The organism is Sphingobacterium sp. MYb382, assembly GCF_037572665.1.
GTDB lineage: Bacteria > Bacteroidota > Bacteroidia > Sphingobacteriales > Sphingobacteriaceae > Sphingobacterium.
The window spans coordinates 18,888-38,913 of sequence record NZ_JBBGZT010000026.1 but is presented as its reverse complement, the minus strand read 5'-3'; the positions used below and the strand labels follow the sequence as shown (position 1 = coordinate 38,913).

Annotated in this window: 15 protein-coding genes; 9 read left to right on the top strand and 6 right to left on the bottom strand. The window is 41.5% G+C overall.

The window, feature by feature from the left end; all coding sequences use genetic code 11:
• The first annotated feature begins 269 nt into the window (after positions 1-269).
• The 3 genes from WH223_RS13910 (at position 270) to WH223_RS13900 (ending at position 2,848) form a co-directional block, all read left to right on the top strand.
• Positions 270-839 (top strand): hypothetical protein, encoded by a 570-nt coding sequence (locus WH223_RS13910; RefSeq protein WP_340048347.1) that lies wholly within the window; start codon positions 270-272, stop codon positions 837-839.
• Positions 840-912: 73 nt separating this feature from the next.
• Positions 913-2,310: a class II fumarate hydratase gene (fumC, locus tag WH223_RS13905; protein ID WP_340048346.1), complete on the top strand. Its 1,398-nt coding sequence runs from the start codon at positions 913-915 to the stop codon at positions 2,308-2,310.
• Positions 2,311-2,314: 4 nt separating this feature from the next.
• The gene (locus tag WH223_RS13900) at positions 2,315-2,848 is read left to right on the top strand and encodes a fumarate hydratase (RefSeq protein WP_340048345.1); all 534 of its coding nucleotides are present in this window, start codon (positions 2,315-2,317) and stop codon (positions 2,846-2,848) included.
• Here the strand turns inward: WH223_RS13900 and WH223_RS13895 are convergent.
• On the bottom strand, positions 2,845-4,029 hold the full coding sequence (locus WH223_RS13895) for a dipeptidase (protein ID WP_340048344.1): 1,185 nt from the start codon (positions 4,027-4,029) through the stop codon (positions 2,845-2,847). The two genes, WH223_RS13900 and WH223_RS13895, sit on opposite strands and share 4 nt — an antisense overlap.
• On the bottom strand, positions 4,004-5,740 hold the full coding sequence (locus WH223_RS13890) for a serine hydrolase domain-containing protein (RefSeq protein WP_340048343.1): 1,737 nt from the start codon (positions 5,738-5,740) through the stop codon (positions 4,004-4,006). Before WH223_RS13890 ends, WH223_RS13895 begins: the two co-directional genes overlap by 26 nt.
• Before the next feature lie 151 nt (positions 5,741-5,891).
• On the opposite strand from WH223_RS13890, the gene xseA reads away from it, so the two are divergent.
• The 5 genes from xseA (at position 5,892) to WH223_RS13865 (ending at position 9,044) form a co-directional block, all read left to right on the top strand.
• Positions 5,892-7,163: an exodeoxyribonuclease VII large subunit gene (xseA, locus tag WH223_RS13885; RefSeq protein ID WP_340048341.1), complete on the top strand. Its 1,272-nt coding sequence runs from the start codon at positions 5,892-5,894 to the stop codon at positions 7,161-7,163.
• On the top strand, positions 7,153-7,401 hold the full coding sequence (gene xseB, locus WH223_RS13880; protein ID WP_340048340.1) for an exodeoxyribonuclease VII small subunit: 249 nt from the start codon (positions 7,153-7,155) through the stop codon (positions 7,399-7,401). The genes xseA and xseB overlap by 11 nt, the downstream gene beginning before the upstream one ends.
• 127 nt (positions 7,402-7,528) lie before the next feature.
• On the top strand, positions 7,529-8,152 hold the full coding sequence (locus tag WH223_RS13875) for a hypothetical protein (RefSeq protein ID WP_340048339.1): 624 nt from the start codon (positions 7,529-7,531) through the stop codon (positions 8,150-8,152).
• A gap of 131 nt (positions 8,153-8,283) precedes the next feature.
• Positions 8,284-8,646 carry a hypothetical protein gene (locus tag WH223_RS13870; protein ID WP_340048338.1) on the top strand — a complete coding sequence of 121 codons (363 nt, stop codon included), beginning with the start codon at positions 8,284-8,286 and terminating at the stop codon, positions 8,644-8,646.
• A 149-nt stretch (positions 8,647-8,795) separates the two neighbouring features.
• Entirely contained in the window at positions 8,796-9,044 is a 249-nt protein-coding gene (locus WH223_RS13865; RefSeq protein WP_340048337.1) for a hypothetical protein, read from the top strand.
• A gap of 71 nt (positions 9,045-9,115) precedes the next feature.
• Here the strand turns inward: WH223_RS13865 and WH223_RS13860 are convergent, their stop codons facing one another.
• The 4 genes from WH223_RS13860 to WH223_RS13845 form a co-directional block, all read right to left on the bottom strand.
• On the bottom strand, positions 9,116-11,347 hold the full coding sequence (locus WH223_RS13860) for a HEAT repeat domain-containing protein (protein ID WP_340048336.1): 2,232 nt from the start codon (positions 11,345-11,347) through the stop codon (positions 9,116-9,118).
• Between the two features lie 128 nt (positions 11,348-11,475).
• A complete protein-coding gene (locus tag WH223_RS13855) occupies positions 11,476-13,035 on the bottom strand; it encodes a DUF6850 family outer membrane beta-barrel protein (RefSeq protein ID WP_340048334.1) in 1,560 nt (519 codons plus the stop codon).
• Positions 13,036-13,040: 5 nt separating this feature from the next.
• The gene (locus WH223_RS13850; protein ID WP_340048333.1) at positions 13,041-14,225 is read right to left on the bottom strand and encodes a DUF4876 domain-containing protein; all 1,185 of its coding nucleotides are present in this window, start codon (positions 14,223-14,225) and stop codon (positions 13,041-13,043) included.
• An 11-nt stretch (positions 14,226-14,236) separates the two neighbouring features.
• Positions 14,237-16,999 (bottom strand): TonB-dependent receptor, encoded by a 2,763-nt coding sequence (locus WH223_RS13845; protein WP_340048332.1) that lies wholly within the window; start codon positions 16,997-16,999, stop codon positions 14,237-14,239.
• A gap of 199 nt (positions 17,000-17,198) precedes the next feature.
• Between WH223_RS13845 and uvrA the strand changes: the two genes are divergently transcribed.
• A complete protein-coding gene (gene uvrA, locus WH223_RS13840; RefSeq protein ID WP_340048331.1) occupies positions 17,199-20,012 on the top strand; it encodes an excinuclease ABC subunit UvrA in 2,814 nt (937 codons plus the stop codon).
• The last annotated feature ends 14 nt before the right edge of the window (positions 20,013-20,026 follow it).

The following is a 20,026-nucleotide window of genomic DNA, read 5'->3' as shown; positions in this document are numbered from 1 at the left end:
GGCAACAAATATATTACGTCTTTTACTGTTCTGCATGGTCAATATCTCGGTGCAAAATTACTATTGTTTTTTGAAATAATCTCGGCTTAGTTCATGTCATAAACCGCAAAATGTAGTCCAATTGCTATAATCTTGATAATATTTAAGTAATATTTTGATTTTAAGCAAAAAACAAACTAAAAACAGCTTTTAAAGACACTTAACAACATAAAATTCTATGGCAACAAAAAGAATTTAGTTAAGTTTGATGACTATCAAAATAGAATGCTGTGCACGAAATAGAACCATACTACAACTGGCGCGACGATTACATTGCGGCAGAAGACGAGAAATCTCCCTTTTATGGCGTTGAATACAGTGAGTTTGAATTCGACAAACAAATCTACAACTTCCTTCTCCATCCGCAGTGGGACGACTTTGGGTCGCAAACACTCTACTTAAAAATTCTATTCGTTGATTATGATAAAGGCTTTGCCATCATCGAATTTATTGGCGAGTGGAACGATGCCATTTACAATGACATCATGCTTCTTAAACGAGAAATTATCGACCTGCTCATACAAGAAGGTGTGCAGAAATTCCTCCTTATCGGCGAAAATGTGTTAAACTTCCATGGTGCTGGCGACGCTTATTACGAAGAATGGTATGAAGATATTGAAGATGGCTGGATTGTTGCTTTAAATTTTAGAGAACATGTAATTCAAGAGTTCAAATCAGAAGGTATAGATTATTATATAAACTTCGGTGGCGATCTCAATGAGTTTCCGTGGCGCACCTTAAAGCCCAAACAGCTGTACCACCATATTCAAGAACGCATCAATAAACGATTAGGCATGTAAAAGATAGCCCCCTATTTAGCCGGGCTTCACTATATTTTCATTAACTTTGTTGTACCACTAAATACATTTAATTATGTCATTCAGAATAGAAAAAGACACGATGGGCGAAGTGCAAGTCCCAGCAGACAAATACTGGGGAGCACAGACAGAACGTTCACGTAACAACTTTAAAATTGGTCCAGCGGCTTCTATGCCGAAAGAGATTATTGCAGGCTTTGCATACTTGAAAAAAGCGGCAGCCTATGCAAATCATGAATTAGGCGTATTACCGATTGAAAAACGCGATGCTATTGCTGCTGTCTGCGATGAGATTCTTGCTGGTAAATTAGCCGATGAGTTTCCTTTAGTAATCTGGCAAACAGGTTCTGGAACACAGTCCAACATGAACGTCAACGAGGTTATCGCAAACCGTGCACAAGTACTTTCTGGCGGTAAAATCGGCGAAGGTGAGCCTGTATTAAAAGCAAATGATGATGTTAACAAATCACAATCATCAAATGATACTTTCCCTACGGGAATGCACATTGCAGCTTATAAAGCCGTTGTAGAAACAACAATTCCTGGTGTTGAGAAATTACGCGATACGCTACAGGCTAAATCTGAGGCTTTTATGGATGTCGTAAAAATCGGACGTACCCACTTAATGGATGCGACACCATTGACATTAGGTCAAGAAATTTCGGGCTATGTAGCACAGTTGAACTATGGTATCAAAGCGGTAAAAAACACATTAGAGCACCTTTCTGAGGTAGCATTAGGTGGTACTGCAGTAGGTACGGGTTTAAATACACCAAAAGGTTATGATGTAACCGTAGCTAAATATATCGCTGAGTTCACTGGCTTACCTTTCGTTACCGCACCAAACAAATTTGAAGCTTTAGCATCGCATGACGCTATTGTGGAGACACATGGTGCTTTAAAACAATTGGCTGTAGCTTTAAATAAAATTGCAAATGATATCCGTATGATGGCTTCAGGTCCACGCTCAGGTATCGGCGAGATTTTAATTCCAGAGAACGAGCCAGGGTCGTCTATCATGCCAGGAAAAGTAAACCCTACACAATGTGAGGCTTTAACTATGGTTGCGGCGCAAGTTATGGGTAATGATGTAGCCATCACTATCGGTGGAACACAAGGTCATTACGAACTAAACGTATTTAAACCTGTTATGGCGGCAAACTTCTTGCAGTCGGCACGTTTGATTGGTGATGCATGTCTTTCGTTCGAGGAGCACTGTGCAATTGGTATTGAGCCAAACCACCAACGTATCCAAGAATTGGTTAACAATTCATTGATGTTGGTAACAGCGTTAAACACTAAAATTGGTTACTACAAAGCGGCAGAAATTGCACAAACGGCACATAAAAACAACTCTACGTTGAAAGAAACAGCGATTGCGTTGGGTTATGTTACGGCAGAGCAATTTGACGAATGGGTAAAACCAGAAGAGATGGTTGGCAACTTAAAATAGATCTGTGAGCTATCAATCAAGCATAAATATTTTTCAAAAAGCATACCTAATCATTGCGTTAGGTATGCTTTTTACCGCAACAAGCTGTGTGCGTCATTCAGAGATGCAAACCGAAGGTGCCGATTACCTACAAGGTGTATGGGTACAAGATAGTATTCCTTTTCAATCACAAATGATGGATTATACGCTACATGAGTTTCGCTTCATCTGCGACTCGGTGTATACCACGATGCGTGTACATGCGGAAACGCAACGTGTTCCAGATAGCTGCTATAATGATGGCAACTGGGATGAATATGCGAAGGGTGTTTACGTCATGCGTGGCGACAGCCTTATTGGTGAAGGAATATACACCAAGCCAAATGGTAAATATAAGGCTTCTGGCTGCCATAAGGTAGGAACCTATTTACCACGCTACCGTGTTGCTTACCATAGCAAGGATTCCTTAGTATTGGAAAACCGCTATGATCAGCGTCCGATTATTCTTCGTAAGACACAAGATATAAGCTGCGTACCTAAGAGAAGATGGGAAGACTAAGGATTCTCATTTTCTTTTAAAATACGTAAGAAATTCTGCCCCATTATCTTAGCAATATCTGTTTTAGCATAACCGCGCTTCAACAAGGCTTCTGTCAACAATGGGAATTTAGAAACATCTTCTAACCCCTGTGGTGACGATTCTATACCATCAAAATCAGAGCCTATCGCCACGTGGTCAATACCTACTTTTTTAACGAGATAATCGATATGCTCTAGTAACTTTTCTAGTGGCGCATCAGCCTTTCTCCTCAACGCTAGTGGCAGCCGCTCATACTGACGTATTGGCGAAAGCTTATCAGATGCTTGAGCGCCAAAATGTTGCTTGTACAGGTGCTTAACACGATCATTAAAGCCTGGATCTAGAAAACCTGAATAAAAATTGACGCCAATTACACCGCCATTTTTCTTTAATGCGGCTAACTGTTGATCTTTTAAATTTCTATAGTGAGGCATCAAGGCATAAGCATTACTATGTGACACCAATACCGGCTTGGTCGTTATAGCCATAACGTCATAAAAAGATTTCTCCCCAACGTGTGAAAGGTCAACCATCATCCCCAGTTCATTCATCCGTTTAATGATAACCTTTCCCTGCTCACTGAGTCCTTTTCCTTTATCCGACGAAGTCTTCGACTCTATAGCCGCCGCCGTCACCCAAGGAAGGTTGTAGTTCCATGTCAAGGTCAGATATCGCGCACCTCGTTTATACAGCACTTCCAAATTTTCGACTGAACTTTCAATCATATTTCCGCCTTCAACACCAATAATAGCGGCAATTTTTCCAGCATCCAGCGCCAACTGCACCTCCTTAGAATTTTTCACAAGGGCAATCTCCTTCGGATACTTATTTACCATAGCCTCCAAGGCATCAATTTGTGCATTAGCGTGTTTAAAGGCTTTCCCCTTCGGGAATTTTTTATCATCCGACCACACTGCAAAAACCTGAACATCAACACCTCCTTCACGCAAGCGTGGTAGATCGGTATGTCCCTGCTTTAGACGCTTTCCGATATCGCGCCCCGGAAAGATGGACTCATAAATCACGTCATTATGGCCATCGACCACGATTAAGCCTTTATGAAAATCGGAGGCAGACTGCTGCCCCATACTAACATCGAAAGATAGTGTGCAGACAGCCATAAGGCCTAATATTTTAGGGTTTAGCTTGAATAGTTTCATAAATAACATCTTGAATGCGGCTACGCACATTAAGCTCGAGCAATTTCGTACTTACTTGTGGATGCACACGATTGGACAAAAAGATATATACCAATTGGTTTTTGGAATCTATCCATATACAGGTTCCGGTATAGCCAGTATGGCCATAGACTGTGCTGTTTGCTAATTTTGATGGATACTCCTTGCCTGCACCAGGGTCAAAACGATCAAAACCTAAGCCACGTCGGCTCGTTTTTGATTGCCTAGAGGTGAATAAGTCTACCGTCTCTGGCTTAAAATAACGCACACCACCATATGTTCCTCTATTTAATAAAAGTTGCCCATAGATTGCTAAATCATTCGCGGTAGCGAATAGGCCAGCATGACCAGCCACACCACCCGCCAATGCTGCTCCTTGATCGTGTACATAGCCTTCTAAAAGCACTTTGCGGAAAGACGTATCCAACTCTGTGGGTACAATTTGTTCTTTAGCAAAACGATTACGCGGATTATAGCCGGCTGTTTTCATGCCAATAGGACGGTATAAAAAATCCTGTACATATTGCTCCATCGGTATAGCGGTCTCATGCTCGGCGACTTCCTTCATCACATACATGCTGATGTCACTATACTCATAATTGCCGACTGGTTTCACCGCGGAGGCTAACATTTCGGGCCACATTACATCGCGGTAATAGTTACTGCGTAAAAAAGCACCATCAGCAAGCTTGACGTTATGCTGCGCATCTTCGTGCGTCTGCACATCACCGGCCTTTAAATATTTGTAAAATGGAATAAAAGGCGTAAATCCTGCCTCATGCAGCATCACCGAGCGTAGGGTAATATCTTTTTTATTGCTACTCTTAGCTTGCCATAGGTAATCGCCCATCGTTTTATTAAGGTCAATAACGCCTTGCTCTTGCAAATGCATAATAACAGGCGTTGTACCTGCAATCTTACTTACGGAGGCTAAATCAAAGATATCCGTCGTCCGCGTTGGCGTCTGCTTATCATAGGTATGCGTACCATAAGCTTTATCAAAAATAACCTTTACGTCTTTTACCGCCATGACCACCATGCCAGGCGCTGCTTTCTTGGCGATAGCATCCAAAGCAATAGCATCTATTTGGGTCGTCATCCGATCCAGATTAAAGGCCGACTGCTCTATGCCGTCATACTGTATGCGACTTTTAACCGTATGATTTTTGCCTGCCGTGATGGCTACACCTCCAAAAATGGACATCGCAGCAGCACGCTGGCTTACCTTTGCGTTACCGACATTCGTCGATAACACGGTGAAACCAGGCTTTGGCGTCATCATGCTCAGTGTTCCAGCACTACTAGATGTAGGGTCTACAAAATAAAGCAGAGCGACATTTTTCTTATTAATCACCGATTGGTTGACCATCAGGAGCAGGTCGCTACGCAGTTCTTCGGGTGTTCCCGCAACGATGAGCGTATTAAAATATTTGGTATGCTCGTCATATTGGTTGAAATCTAGACTGGTCACCTCCGCATATTGCTGTAAGGTTTCGATAAAATCAGTATAGCGCTCGGGAAATGCCGTCACTACAGCAATTTTACGCTTCTCAAGACCTGTCAGCGGAATTAAGCTTTGCTGATTTTGAATCAATGTTATTTGATTCAATTGCATTTTTGGTTGCTGTGCATAGCTCCCCATCGCCATAGCGCCAACCATTAAAAAGGGTAAGAAAAGTCGTTTATTTATCATAATTTATAACAGTTTTCTTCCGTAAATGTAAAAATAAAACGCAAGAATACGCAACAGTTGGTTTTAACAAATTCAGCCTGCGCTATTTACCAAAAAGCTATTTTTTTTGTGTTTCGACTTTTTAATTTTAACTTCAAACGAGATTTAAGCAATGCCAGAACAGATTCAAAATAGAACCATTTTCTCCTTATTGGAGGTATCCCGTAGTATTCAGAAAACTATTGCTGACCGCTACCAGAGTTTGTATTGGATCAAGGCGGAGATGAATAAGCTAAACCTTTATACCCATTCAGGGCATTGCTACCCCGAGTTGGTGGAGAAAAAAGATGGTAAAATTGTTGCCGAAATGCGTTCCATTTTATGGAAGACAGATTATGAACGTATCAACAGACAATTTATCGAACTCCTCAATGAGCCTCTACGTGATGGTATCACTATTCTCTTTCAGGCGGGCATTTCCTATGACCCTATGTATGGTTTCAGCCTTAAAATCGTCGATATTGACCCTACATTTGTATTGGGAGAACTGGAAAAAGAAAAAATAGCCAGCATCAAGAAACTACATGAAGAGGGAATTTTCTCGGCCAACAAACGGCTACCCTTTCCGACAATACCTAAGCGCTTGGCTTTAATTTCTGTAGAAACAAGTAAAGGTTTATCCGATTTTTTTAAGATAATTAATGGAAACCCTTGGGGCTATCATTTTGAGAATACCCTTTTCCCGGCCTTACTGCAAGGGGATAAATCGGTACCATCGATCATCAAGCAGCTCGCTGTAATCGCTGAAAAGCAAGACGAATTTGATGCTGTAGCAATTGTTCGTGGTGGAGGTGGAGAGGTCGGTTTATCGTCCTACAACAACTACCTGCTAGCCAAGGCCATTGCTATTTTCCCGATTCCGGTGCTTACTGGAATTGGCCACTCCACAAATGAAACAGTAAGCGAGATGGTGGCCTATAAAAATGCGATAACACCGAGTGAATTAGCGGATTTCCTCATACAGAAGTTTCACAACTTTGCTATTCCTGTTGACGATGCACAGCGCCGTATGATTGCTGCCTGTCAATTAATTTTCAAGCAAGAGCATCAGCAACTGCAACAGTATAGCCAACAAATATCATGGTCTAGTAAATCGTTCTTACAGATCAAAAAGAATAAAATAGATAATACATTAAAGGATTTACAGCTTTTCTGTAAGCAACAGTTTAAAGAGCAGCAAACGAATTTGGTAAATGCGAGCCGATTAATCAATATCGCGAGTCCAAAACAGCTACTAAAAAGAGGATTCAGTATAACTCGTTTTGAGGGTAAAGCTATTATTGACCCTGCGAATTTGCCTGAAAACACATCCATAGAAACAGAATTGTACCAAGGAACTTTATACAGTACACTCACTTCAAAAGAAATTAAAAATGACCAATAAAGTATCTTATAACGACGCCTTTCAAGAGCTACAACTCATTGTTAGTCAAATTGAAACTGGCGAAATAAATGTAGACGATTTAACGGATAAAATCAGTCGTGCTTCTGAATTAATTACCGTCTGTAAGGCCAAACTTACCGCATCAGAGGAGGAAGTAGAAAAACTATTAGCGAAGCTACAGGCTCCAGATCAAGAAAATAATCAGCAGTCTGAAGGCAACGCTTCAGAAGAAGAGTAAAAAATAGTAAAAAGAAGGGTTCTACCGCTGACGTGAAAAGCAAAAAAGCGTTAAAAAAGGGACAAAAAGCACCTCTCAACGCCCTAAAGCCAAGTTAATTGTGTATTTTTGCAGAAACGAATACCCGATGAAAAAAATTAGTATACTTGTGCTTGCGGTACTTTCTTTCACCGCTGTTCTAGCACAGAAAGTGGATCGTAAACCGCTCCCGAAAGAGGTTCAAATAAAACTGGCGCTGCAGGCTGCTCCGTCAGACCTGAGAAATGGTGCCAAAGTTTATGGATACGATGATTCTGGAAAATTTATCGTTCTTCAAGAAGCGAGCAATAACAACAAAATGGTATGCTTAGCTCCTGACTATAAAACGTCTACCTACTATTCTTACGCTTATCCGCAATCTATGGATGCATTCATGGAAAGAGGGCGCCAATTAATTGCCGAAGGCAAACGTAAACAGCGTGACGAAATTCGTGAGCAAGAATTTAAAGCTGGTAAACTTCATATTCCACAAACACCAACCATGCTTTATGCCTACTGGGGCGATGCTGCCGATGTAAACATGGAAACAGGTGAAATTAAAGACGCTAAAAGAAGATATGTAATCTACATGCCTTTTGCGAAAGCAGAAGATATCGGATTATCTAGCCAACACAACAACTTGGGTATGCCTTGGTTGATGGATGAAGGCGGCTATAAAGCGCATATCATGATTACGCCGCCATTGGAGCAGCATAAACATGGAAGTCGCTAATTAAAGTATAAATACCTTTACAGGAATGGCCCTGCAAACCATTCCTGTAAAGAATCTTTCCCCTAATTTTCTTGCCCTGCATCATGCATATTTGAGAATCTTAAGTACGGGAAATCAAACGAACACAAATCATGAAATTTTTAGTTGCAATACTTCTTTTATTAAGCCTTCAATCATGTCAACTATTTTCCGGACTAGGAAAGAAAGATAATGATGCTTTATACATTAATACGATTATCCCAGCACATACTTCGCTGGATATCTCTACAAAAGAAGGCGAACCTTTTTCTTTTGATGCGCAAAACAAGTCATTAAATGCATTAACATTAATCACTAAAGAGGTAAGTACGCCGCTTGAGAAAGACAAAAAATCAAGCGTACAAGTATCAAAAAAATCAAGTGTTATGCTGAAAAACACATCCAACAGAGAAGCTTCTGTAAAACTTAAGGTATACAACCATAGCTCGGAAGTGATTCAAAAAATGAAACCATAAGCAGAAAGTATAATTTACTTACGCTCTTGATAAAAAAGGCAAAATCAATATATTTGTTCCATATAAATATATTGATTTTGCCTTTCTTGTTAAAAGAACATAGAAATGTAAAGTCTATTAAGGTATGACAATCTCAATCGAACCAAACCATGGCTACCAAAAATTTAGAAGATTTAGACAACGAAGAGTTGCTAAAGGAATACAAAAAACGCAAGGGGATGTACATCAGCAACTGTGTACTCGTAGGCATGCTTATCGGTACTGCCGTATACTCATCAATAAATAAAGGATTCGGATTTTTCACGTTTTTTCCCCTTTTCTTTATTCCGTTAATGGCTCCTACATGGCATTTTTACAATAAAGCGAAAGCAGAGGCTAAAAGTAGAGCACTTATATAGCCCGCAAGCGTAAAATAAAAGCGGCTGCTTCAGGTTATGAAGCAGCCGCTTTTATTTGGCAGTGTATGTCACTAGGAATGCTGTTTAGACGTTACTCTTTTCTTCGTCTTTATCGCTTCTTTTTTAATAACATCAACCTCATTTGGACGCGCTGCAATTTCATCACAAGCGGCCGCAATTTCAGGTCTACGCACAGAAATATTGTACCAGCCCATCACCTCTAAGGCCGTACGACGTACGTCATCCGAATTCTCTGCATCTTTAGCCATAGCAATCAGCGCTGGAATCAAGGCATGATTTCTATACAAACGTAAATTATTAATCTCACCGATACGGTCTTTATCTAATTTCTTTTTATCCGTGATCGTAGCCAAAGTTGTTGCTGTTTTCTTTTGACTAACCTCAATATCTCGGTCTAATTTATTCGCCAATGAATCGCCTTGTACTAAGGCTTTATTTTCACGAATAAGCTCATTCACATACTGACGTGCGAGGGTAGGATTTAAGAACTGTAAATTCCAACGCGTGCGGTAAGCGACGCGCTCTGAATGTGGATCTGAAACATAAAACTCTAACTGATCTTTAACGAAATCATCTCCACCAAAATCGGCTAAATCGTAAGCTACACGGCGACGAATGTACTCATAAGAGTCATTTTTCGCGGCATGTAATACGTCGAAATAGTTCTTATCTTCAAAGTTGCGCAACAACTGGAATGCTTCCATACGCACCGTCTCATAAGCCGACTCAAAATAATACTTACGCAATAAATTGGAGGCTTCTTTTGCGGGCAATAGGCGACTTAAATAAATCAATGATAAGGCCTGCAAATCGGCATCAGGTGTTTTCAACAAGTCTTTCCAATAGCCCGCTTGTCCAGTTTTCACAGCCAAAGCTTGGTTTAAACTAGCCGCACGTGCTCCGCTAAACGCGAATGTAGGGTCGCCTAATATATGTGTCTCTAAGTAAGCCGTATGCTTTAACCAATTTCCGACACGTACACCGTGCTGTAGAATTCCAATCAATTCTCCTGGCCACAGGTCTTGTAAAACCCCGACAGAGTTGGCTAAGGCCACTATAGTTTCATTTTTAGAGAAGGGATAATAACCTGCAATATATTCTTTCAAGTGAAAAGATCCCGTCAAGCAAGAGTTTAAATAAACCAAACGTGCTTGTATACCTGCATCTTTCACATCGTAAAACTGCATATCCATATTTTCATTATAGATAGAGTCTTCTACAATAGAAGAGGCTACAAAAGCATCTTCAAACCATTTATCATTAACACCTAAAGAAGCTTGAAAATCGGCTTTCACCTTTTCTACATCGCGACCATCTTCTTTTGCCGCACGCATCTTTGCACGTAGGTAGCGTGCCACATTCTGCATCGACGGTTGCGGATTGGAAACCGATGGATAGCCATTCAGTACCTGCTGTGCTGCCGTGCCGTGGCCCGTCATAAAAGCAAAGTCCATCCCAGGACGTTTCAACTCGGCCAACATATTAAACTTGATGAAATCTGTATTTCTAAAGTTCATGAACTTAATAGAATTGCCGGGCATAAAAAGAGTCGGGAATTGTGATTTCAACGCCAAGGCGTCGCCTAAAGCAGAGTTTACAGCGTTGGACGTATAACCATGACCTGTAGACACCATCATATCTGTCAACGGATTATTCTCACCACGCAGACGTACTACCTTTTGCAAGTAATCCTTAATTTTATCTTTAGCATCTTCACCTGCTACTACAGGAGGCTTAATACGCGCGGTATAGATATCCATCTCGATAAACTGATTGGACTGCTCATTCAAACTGTAGTAAAAATAGTTTTCTTTACCAGCCTCTGTTTCTTGACGCAAAAAGTCGAAGCGTAAATCAAAATCATCATAAAAACGGTCGGAGGGAACAGATGATTTATCCCAACGTATTTTTTGATTCATCTTAAATGCTGATGTCAAAAATTGCGCATCACGAATCATCGGAACAGGAATCTCACCGACCAAAACTGCGCCTTCCAAACGGCCCGTTTTCTGGCGGTATAAATCTTCTAAAACTGTTTTTATCTGCTCTGGTGAGGTCCATTTCTCAACGACAATATAGGTCCCTAAACCGTCCTTCTCTACAGCCTGTTTGTAGGCTTGTACCTCTGCTTTTGCATACTGATAGGTATCTTTATCAATAACAATTGCAAAAGTAGTCTCCGATTTAATACGCGGTTTTTCAATCTCTTGAGCCTGTACACTCACCTTACCTAAAGATAGGAGAGCAAGCGTTAAGGCAATCATTTTTGTGTTCTTCATCATATAGAAATTCTTCGTTCAGCCCTTTTACAGCTTTGCCTTGGACAAGGAAATTATAAAATATCCCTACCCAAGGCAACAAAAAAGCGCTATTTACTATTCGTCTAAAGCATCCTTAAAGGCTTGCTAAATTAAAAGGAATAAATTCCAAGTGCAATCTCTGCTGTTGTTCTTGACATTTTTTTCGCAAAGTATTCGTTTGTCGTTGTCGGCTTTAAATAGCTCCCGCTTGCTTTAATGTATAACTGTGAACCTGTTTTCTGCATCGGCTTAAATACATATTGAACCGCCGCATTGGCTTGCCAGAATTTGGTCGACAGAAACGCATTCGTCGGATATAAAATCTCCTTAGCTACAAAGTTTGTTGCGTAGCTTTTCTCCGGATAATTGAACACCGTTTTTAATACATCCGCGTAAGCGCCCCCCAGCTGAACGACAAAACCAGATTGGTCTTTAGCCATAAAGTAGTGGGTAAAATCAGCTTGATAGGTCAACCTATCTGCCGTCTGTTGGCTTAGATTTGTGGCATAGCGGTTATCGACCCCTTGATACTGGGCTCCTACGCCAGCTTTCCAAACCAAATCTTTCCCATTAAGCTTCCCAAACTGGTAGCTTAACGAAGATTGGGTAACTAGGTTTGTATTGAAAACGCCAGAAAATAAAGTCTCGTAAACCTTCGTAATAGGATCTTGGTATTGATGATACTCCGTATTTGCAATATCTTTCTGATCCCATGAAGCGCGTAGGCTATGAATACCGTAATCTTGTGTCTGACTCAACGAAGCATTAAATCCATAAGCATGGTAACGGTGGGTTCCTGGATTTTGCGGATAGGTTGTCCCGTCGGTTGCTGTTTCCTTATGGTGATTATAGAACCCTTCCACATAGCCTTTAAAGTCACCTTTATTTAGGCTGTAGGTCAATCCTCCACCGAAGGTGTCGCCTGCATAGCGACGTGCAAAACCTCCTGCCGCAAGAAATAAAGGAGAACTACCGACATATTCGCCTAAGCCAATAAGCTTATAGATATTGTGTACCGTGTTTGTATTTACATTCGTAACGGTCAAATCTTCCACAAAATAATTGTACTGACCATATAGCCCTACGATATTATGCTCATCCAACTTATAGGCCACCGCAGGCTTCAAGTTCAACAAGTTTTGCGTATTCTGCGGACGAGGGTCACGCTGGCGTGCTCCCGTACTCACTTGATAACTTAAGCCTAGACCTACCGCAACACGGTCATGGAAATAAGGAGAGGCTACTTGTACATCAAAACCGTAATGCTGCTTATTCCAGTCGCCCTGCAAAGAGTCGACTAAAATATAAGGATTTAAGCGCAGAGGATTAAGTTGCGTCGTGTAGGCAACATCTTTTTCTTTACCCGCTTTGAGGTTAAAACTACCGTATAACTTCCATCCTTTTAAATCTTGGAAACGGCTAGATTTAAATCCGAAATACTGGCTTTTATTTGCTAATAGGGGATGTTTAAAGCTCCCATCTTCGTTGGTATAGCTAATGGCAGACTCCCCGAGGTTATCGACTTGCATTTGCTGCAAAAAGACAGCATTCTGACTCTGAACGACCGTTTCTTGTAAATTTAATTTATCCTGTTGTTGGCGTCCTTCTTGTGCAAAAGCGCCCGCCGTTGCACCACTAAAAAGTAGTCCTAATACTATTCTTCTATTCATCGCGCTTAATTCCATTTTTTAGGTGAAGGCGTATTATTAATTTCAAAATCTTGAGCGGAGTTATTGGTATCTTGGAAGATGGTACGTCCGTTAATGACTGTTTTCACTTTACGGCGCACCGATTTACCATTGTACGTAGCTCCAGTGGTGGTCATACCAGCATCGACAGTCGTCGGAAGACGCTTTTTATCGGCCGTGATGTTAGCATTCGTCACACAGTCTACACCATCAAATATAGTTGCTATTGGAATAGCCTTATACTGCGTTGTTCCCGCAACATTTGGCTCTCTCATTACAGGAAGCTCTTTAAATGTTGGGCTATTAAAAATCACCAATCCAGAACCAAAAACACCAGGCAACCAAGCAAAACCAGCGGTAGTACTCGCATAGGCATGTACTAAATTGGGCACATCAGGGTTATCTGTTGTCTTATTTCCATATGGCCAATAGGCCTCAAAATCAGAAACCCCTGCCCCTAAGTTCACCGGCGAGTTTTTATTACCATTCGGATCACTTTTATGATTTATGGCATTCGAAGCGATCACGAAAGAAGCACCCGGTGCTAGAGGATGATCTTTTCCTGATCCAGGAATCATCCATACTTGCGACAAGTACACGAAATCCTTTTCGTTGATAAAACCATACGCACTTGCACTGGCAGCCTTCGTATTTCCTAAGTACAAACTATCCAAATAAACAGTCTCATTGGAGTTGTTATAAATCTCTACAAAAAGGTCGTAGAAATAGGAAGTCGGTACACCAGCATAATAAAACTCACGAATAACCAAACCACCAGCACGGCTACCAAGCAAGGGAACTTCCACTTGACTGGTCTCAGGAGAAATGAGTAAAGGTGCTACACTAGCATTCACAAAGGACTCCTGTGCATAACCGGTTAGTGCTTCCGACTCTTCCGCAGTATACGAGCGGGAAGCTGTTAAGGAGTATGTGCCTGGCAATATAGAAACCGTAATTTTACCGCTTCCATCTGTTGCTAAGTTTTGAACTTCTCCCGTAATATTATTTTTTAGCCTTACGTCGACTTTTTCAGGATTAGCATCCGCTTTAAAATTTTCAGGAAAAGCCAATTGAAAAACAACAGGCACCGTATCAACCGACACAAAATCCTTTCTACAGCTATGTAAAACAAGCGATAACACGCTTAGAAGTATAAAATATCTTTTTTTCATTTCGCTACTAATTAAAACTTAAAGGTCAATTCGCTACCAAAGAAAATCGGCAAGTTACGTTTCTCATACTGCGTAGGGTTACGCGTGCCCGCTCGTAGTGGTCGGTTGTTGGTAACATTATTTGCATAGAAAGAGAATCCGTAGTTTTTACCAAACTCTTTAGTCAGCTTCATATTAAATAACCATGTTGGTTTCCAAGAATTCTCCCGGTAATAACCGTCATCCACACTTAAATACAAGCTCGACGTTTCTGGAATAGCGGCAATTTGCGCTGCTGTTAAATAATCTATAGCCCCAGCGCCGCCTTCAGCAATATTGATAACACCATATGGACGACTACTATAGCCCAAATATTTATCCTTATCCTTCCATATTGTTTGCGCTGTTACACTGACAATCAGGCGTAATTCTGGGATATGATGAATAGCACGAATTGTGCTCACAAAGCGCTCGTAGGTATGCCCTCGTCCTTCAAATACACCTAATTTCGTATAAGGCTCATTCGCTACACGACGCGCATAGACAAATGGTGAGTTATCTAACTGTTTAGTCGATAAGTAAGCACCATTCACCGTAAATGATGTTCTAATCGCATCAATGCGACCAAAATCGACATCAAATTCAAAGCCTTTATTGGTAATATTAGCATTATTCGTTGGTCGTGAATAATCTACCACATATAAAGAATCTTTTACGACAGGGCTTAAAACAGGCTTTTCTCCCGTTGCTTGCGATTGAACGCTATACATTGGGATATTCGCGAAGTTATAGTACTGATACATCGCATAGCCATTCTTCGTTTGCTCGTTGTAGTACGTCAAGGAAACGCGTTTATTTTTCAAGAAACGGTAGTCCAATCCAAGTTCTGCTTTTTTAGACTTTGCCATCTTCAAATCGCTATTCTCCGTAGAGAACACGCGGGTGGTCATCATCGCTAAACGTTCAGCAGGATTATCTTTATAATGATTTAGGCTGAATACATCCACATATGCATTATCAGGATATAGATACACCAAAGAAGGAGCTTTAACGCTATGCCCATATCCACCGCGGATTTTTAAACCTTCAAATAAGTTGTAGGAAGCGTTCACACGTGGTGAAAATGCATTCTTGGCATCCGAACGGAAAGGCTGCACCTGATCATAACGTACACCAGCCACGATACTCAGCTCTCTATTTAGGATGAAAGCCGATAATTTATCCTCCGCATAGAAAGAAAGCTGCTGCAAAGCAGGGATATCACTGAAAGCACGCGGACGAAAGCCAATGTTTGAATTGCTCTTCGGCGGGAACGCTGGATCGTAATATTTACCGGCACCGAAGTTTTTGTCTAAACTATATTGACCACCAATCACGACACCGTGTTTTACGCCACCACTAGTGAAGTAGAAATTATCAGACAATTTAGCCTGTATGCTCAACGGCTTTCCTTTAATCCATAGCTGCTGTAAATAGCTTGATGGAAGGTAAGGCACTTCAATGGTACTATTTTCTAAGTTATTAGATATTACGCTTACATTACCTGTTGTTTGCGACTGCTGAAATCCATTTTGCGAACCATATTGCCCAGAAAGGACATAATTAATATTACGTGCAAAACGCTTATTTAGGTTCCAGCGGCCATTGGTCGAGAAGCGAAAGTCATAATTCTCTGCTCGATTAACGATATTTAAAGTCGCTAAGTCTGGATCTAGACGGCTATTATCAAAGTAGCCCCCAAAACTTAAACTGCTGTTGGTATACAATGATTTATTACGTCCAAACGTGTTGGTATACTGCATAGACGTATTGATACGCTGGTATACTTCAGAAGTTTTAATCTGATTGTCGGAAGCATGGGTATAATCGACATCGACAAATAAAGCGCCGGCATCTTTACCGACTTGGAAACCTTGACCTACCCAAGCCTGACGCATCGTCGGGTTTAAGCGGAATTTTGCCTGCATAGGCTCTACAGAAGCTTTGGTTTTAACGTCCAAGATACCTGAAGTCAACTCTCCATATTCCACAGATGGAATACCACGAATAACTTCTACCGACTCCACATTGTCGGCCGACAACTGGCGTAAATCCGTTCCCATACCCGCAGCGGAAGAAAACGTCGATAGAACACCCGATCTTGCTGTATTTACGGATTGTAAATTGGCATTATTAGATAGCTGCGCCCCATTGATAATGATGGCTGTTCCCATCGATGAAACATTACCTAAGGACGCTTTATTAAGACCATTCGCATCGGTAACTTGACGAATATTAGGCACCCCAACATTTTGAAACGATGGGTTTGCAATGACTTGTCCAGGCAATAACTGTAGTAGCTCGCCCAAATTTGTCGCTTGAAGGTGCTCTATCGCCTTTCTTGAAATATAAGTAGAAGTGGCTCCTTTTACATTAGACACTTGCCCCACAACCTGCACATCCTCAATAGCAATGGAGTTTTCCTGCATATCCACACGCACTAAGCTTTGGTTTGCAGCAATTGCCATTTCTTGCGGTTTCATGCCTGTATATTGAACAGATAGGGTATAAGCGCCAGAAGGAAGTTGGTTAAAAGAAAACTGACCATTTTTATCTGTAACAGCCACCAAATCAAGCTCAATAAGCTTCACCGTAGCTCCACGCAGTGGTTTGTTACCTTGGAAAACTTGCCCTGATAACTGGCGCTGAGTAGCCTGATGGGTCTTAAATTTGTCTGGCATCGCTCCCTTTGCTATAAAAGGGCCAGAGGAATACAAGCCTGTACTTATCGCGATAGCTAATAATACGTTATTCATTTTCAAAGAAATAGGACGCAAAGATAATAACTATTTAGACGAAATCTAAATAAAAAACTCTATTTTTTATGTGTTTAACTTTTAAACATGCAGAAAGCAGTAAACTGGATAAAAATGAACTATGATACAATTGCTGAAATACAGGACAAAAACAGACAAAGATGGGAGTAGCCAAGAGAAATGATTAACTTTGTGAGTTATGTCGAAAAAGTCAGCAGAAAACTCAAAATCATACATCCAAATTCATGGAGCGCGGGTCAATAATTTAAAAAATATTGACGTCGATATCCCTAAAAACAAACTCGTTGTCATCACCGGCATGTCGGGATCAGGGAAGTCCTCTTTGGCCTTCGATACGCTCTATGCCGAAGGGCAACGTCGTTATGTAGAAAGTCTTTCTTCCTACGCACGTCAGTTTATGGGGCGCATGAATAAACCCGAGGTCGACTATATCAAAGGTATTGCGCCTGCGATTGCCATCGAGCAGAAGGTTATCACCTCCAACCCACGCTCAACGGTGGGTACCTCCACGGAGATTTATGATTATTTGAAGCTACTCTTCGCCCGTATTGGAAAGACTATTTCGCCCGTTTCGGGCCGAGAGGTTACCAAAGATACGGTCACTTCCATTGTCAATGAGCTGACGCCACTTCCTGAAGGAACCACACTTACGCTCTTTGCACCACTTATTCCGCTGAACGACCGTAAGCTGAAAGAAGAACTTTCGTTGCTCTTGCAAAAGGGTTTCGTCCGTGTACGCTATAAGGATGAACTGCATAAAATTGAAGCACTTATTGATGATAAAAGTGTTAAAAACAACAACTTCAAGGCCAATGAGGTACAGATTGTTGTTGACCGGATTCGCTTGGATAAGGACGACGAAACAATCAGTCGACTGGCAGACTCACTACAAACGGCCCTTTTTGAGGGAAAAGGGGAGTGTGTGGTTGATGCAGATGGCGAGCAGAAATTTTATTCCGACCGTTTCGAACTAGACGGTATCAGCTTTGAAGAGCCTACACCAAACTTTTTCAGCTTCAACAACCCTTACGGGGCCTGTAAAAAGTGTGAAGGTTATGGTAAAGTCGTGGGTATCGACCCGGATTTGGTCATCCCCGACAAAAGTAAGTCTATTTATGATGGTGCCATCGCTCCTTGGCGTGGCGAAAAGATGGGCGAGTGGCTCGACAAACTTACGCGTAGCGCCATAAAATTTGACTTCCCGATACACCGCGCGTATGCGGATTTGACGAAGGATCAACAAGAGTTACTTTGGGCAGGGAACAAATATTTCCAAGGGCTTGATGCCTTCTTCGAAGATTTAGAAAAACAAACTTATAAAATTCAATACCGCGTTATGCTTTCCCGCTACCGCGGAAAAACAGACTGTCCGGATTGCAAAGGCTCGCGTCTACGCAAAGATGCGACCTATGTTAAAATACAAGAAAAGTCGATTACAGATATCGTCCTGCTTCCGCTGGACGAGGCATTGAAATTTTTTACCTCTTTAGAACTCAATAAAAACGAGCTCATTATCGCCAAAAGATTATTGGCAGAGATTGAAAACAGACTACGCTTCTTGTGTGATGTGGGTTTAAGTTATCTGACCTTAAATCGCTTGAGCAACACCTTATCTGGTGGTGAGTCGCAGCGTATCAACTTGGCGACATCGCTAGGTAGCTCCCTTGTAGGCTCTATTTATGTGTTGGATGAACCGAGCATCGGCTTGCACCCTCGCGATACCCAAAAGCTTATCGGCGTCCTCAAATCATTGCGCGATGTCGGCAATACGGTTGTAGTCGTAGAACATGAACAAGAGATGATGGAAGCAGCGGACTACATCATTGACATTGGGCCAGAAGCAGGGATTAACGGAGGTGAGCTTGTCTTTGCGGGCAATTATGAGGAAATCCTACAAAGCGAAACCAGCCTAACGGGAGCTTACTTAAGTGGCAAAAAACAAATACCAACACCGACATCGCGTCGCAAATGGACCGATAGCATCCGCATTAAGGGGGCTCGTGAAAATAACTTACAAGGGATAGACGTAGACTTCCCGCTGCATAACTTCACGGTCGTAACCGGTGTTTCTGGATCCGGTAAAACCTCCCTGGTGAAGCGTATCCTTTATCCGGCACTACAAAAAGCAATAGGAAACTATTCGGGCGAACAATCAGGTTTATTCGATGGCATCGAAGGCAGCATCGATGCTGTAGAGCAAATCGAAATGATTGATCAAAATCCGATTGGAAGATCATCACGTTCAAATCCGGTTACTTACGTTAAAGGATGGGACGAGATTCGTGCTGTATATTCTAATTTACCGGCTGCCAAAGCAGCAGGACTGAAGCCTGCGGCATTCTCCTTCAATGTGGAAGGTGGCCGTTGTGACGTTTGTCAAGGTGATGGTCAAGTAAAAATAGAGATGCAGTTTATGGCCGACATTGTACTTCCTTGTGAGGCTTGTGGTGGTAAACGCTTCAAGCAGCATGTGCTAGATATCACTTATAAGGAGAAATCGGTATCTGATATCTTAGATTTAAGCGTAGATGAAGCCTTAATCTTCTTCCACGATCAGCCGAAAATTTTAGGAAAAATACAACCGCTACAGGATGTTGGTTTAGGCTATGTGAAGCTGGGACAGCCTTCGAGCACGCTCTCGGGTGGTGAAGCGCAACGTATCAAGCTTGCTTCCTTCTTAATCAAAGGTAATAACAGTAAAAAGACACTTTTCATCTTCGATGAGCCAACCACAGGCTTACATTTTCACGATATAAACAAGCTTATCAAGGCTTTTGATGCTTTAATAGCCTTAGGGAATAGCATTTTGGTCATTGAACATAACATGGAAATGATTAAGACAGCCGATTGGGTTATCGACATCGGCCCTGAAGGAGGAAATAAAGGAGGATATGTGGTATTTACCGGTACGCCGGAAGATCTTGTTAAGTGTAACGAATCTTATACAGGGAACTTTTTAAAAAATCACCTACATTTAGCAACTCATTCATAAATAAAAATACTACT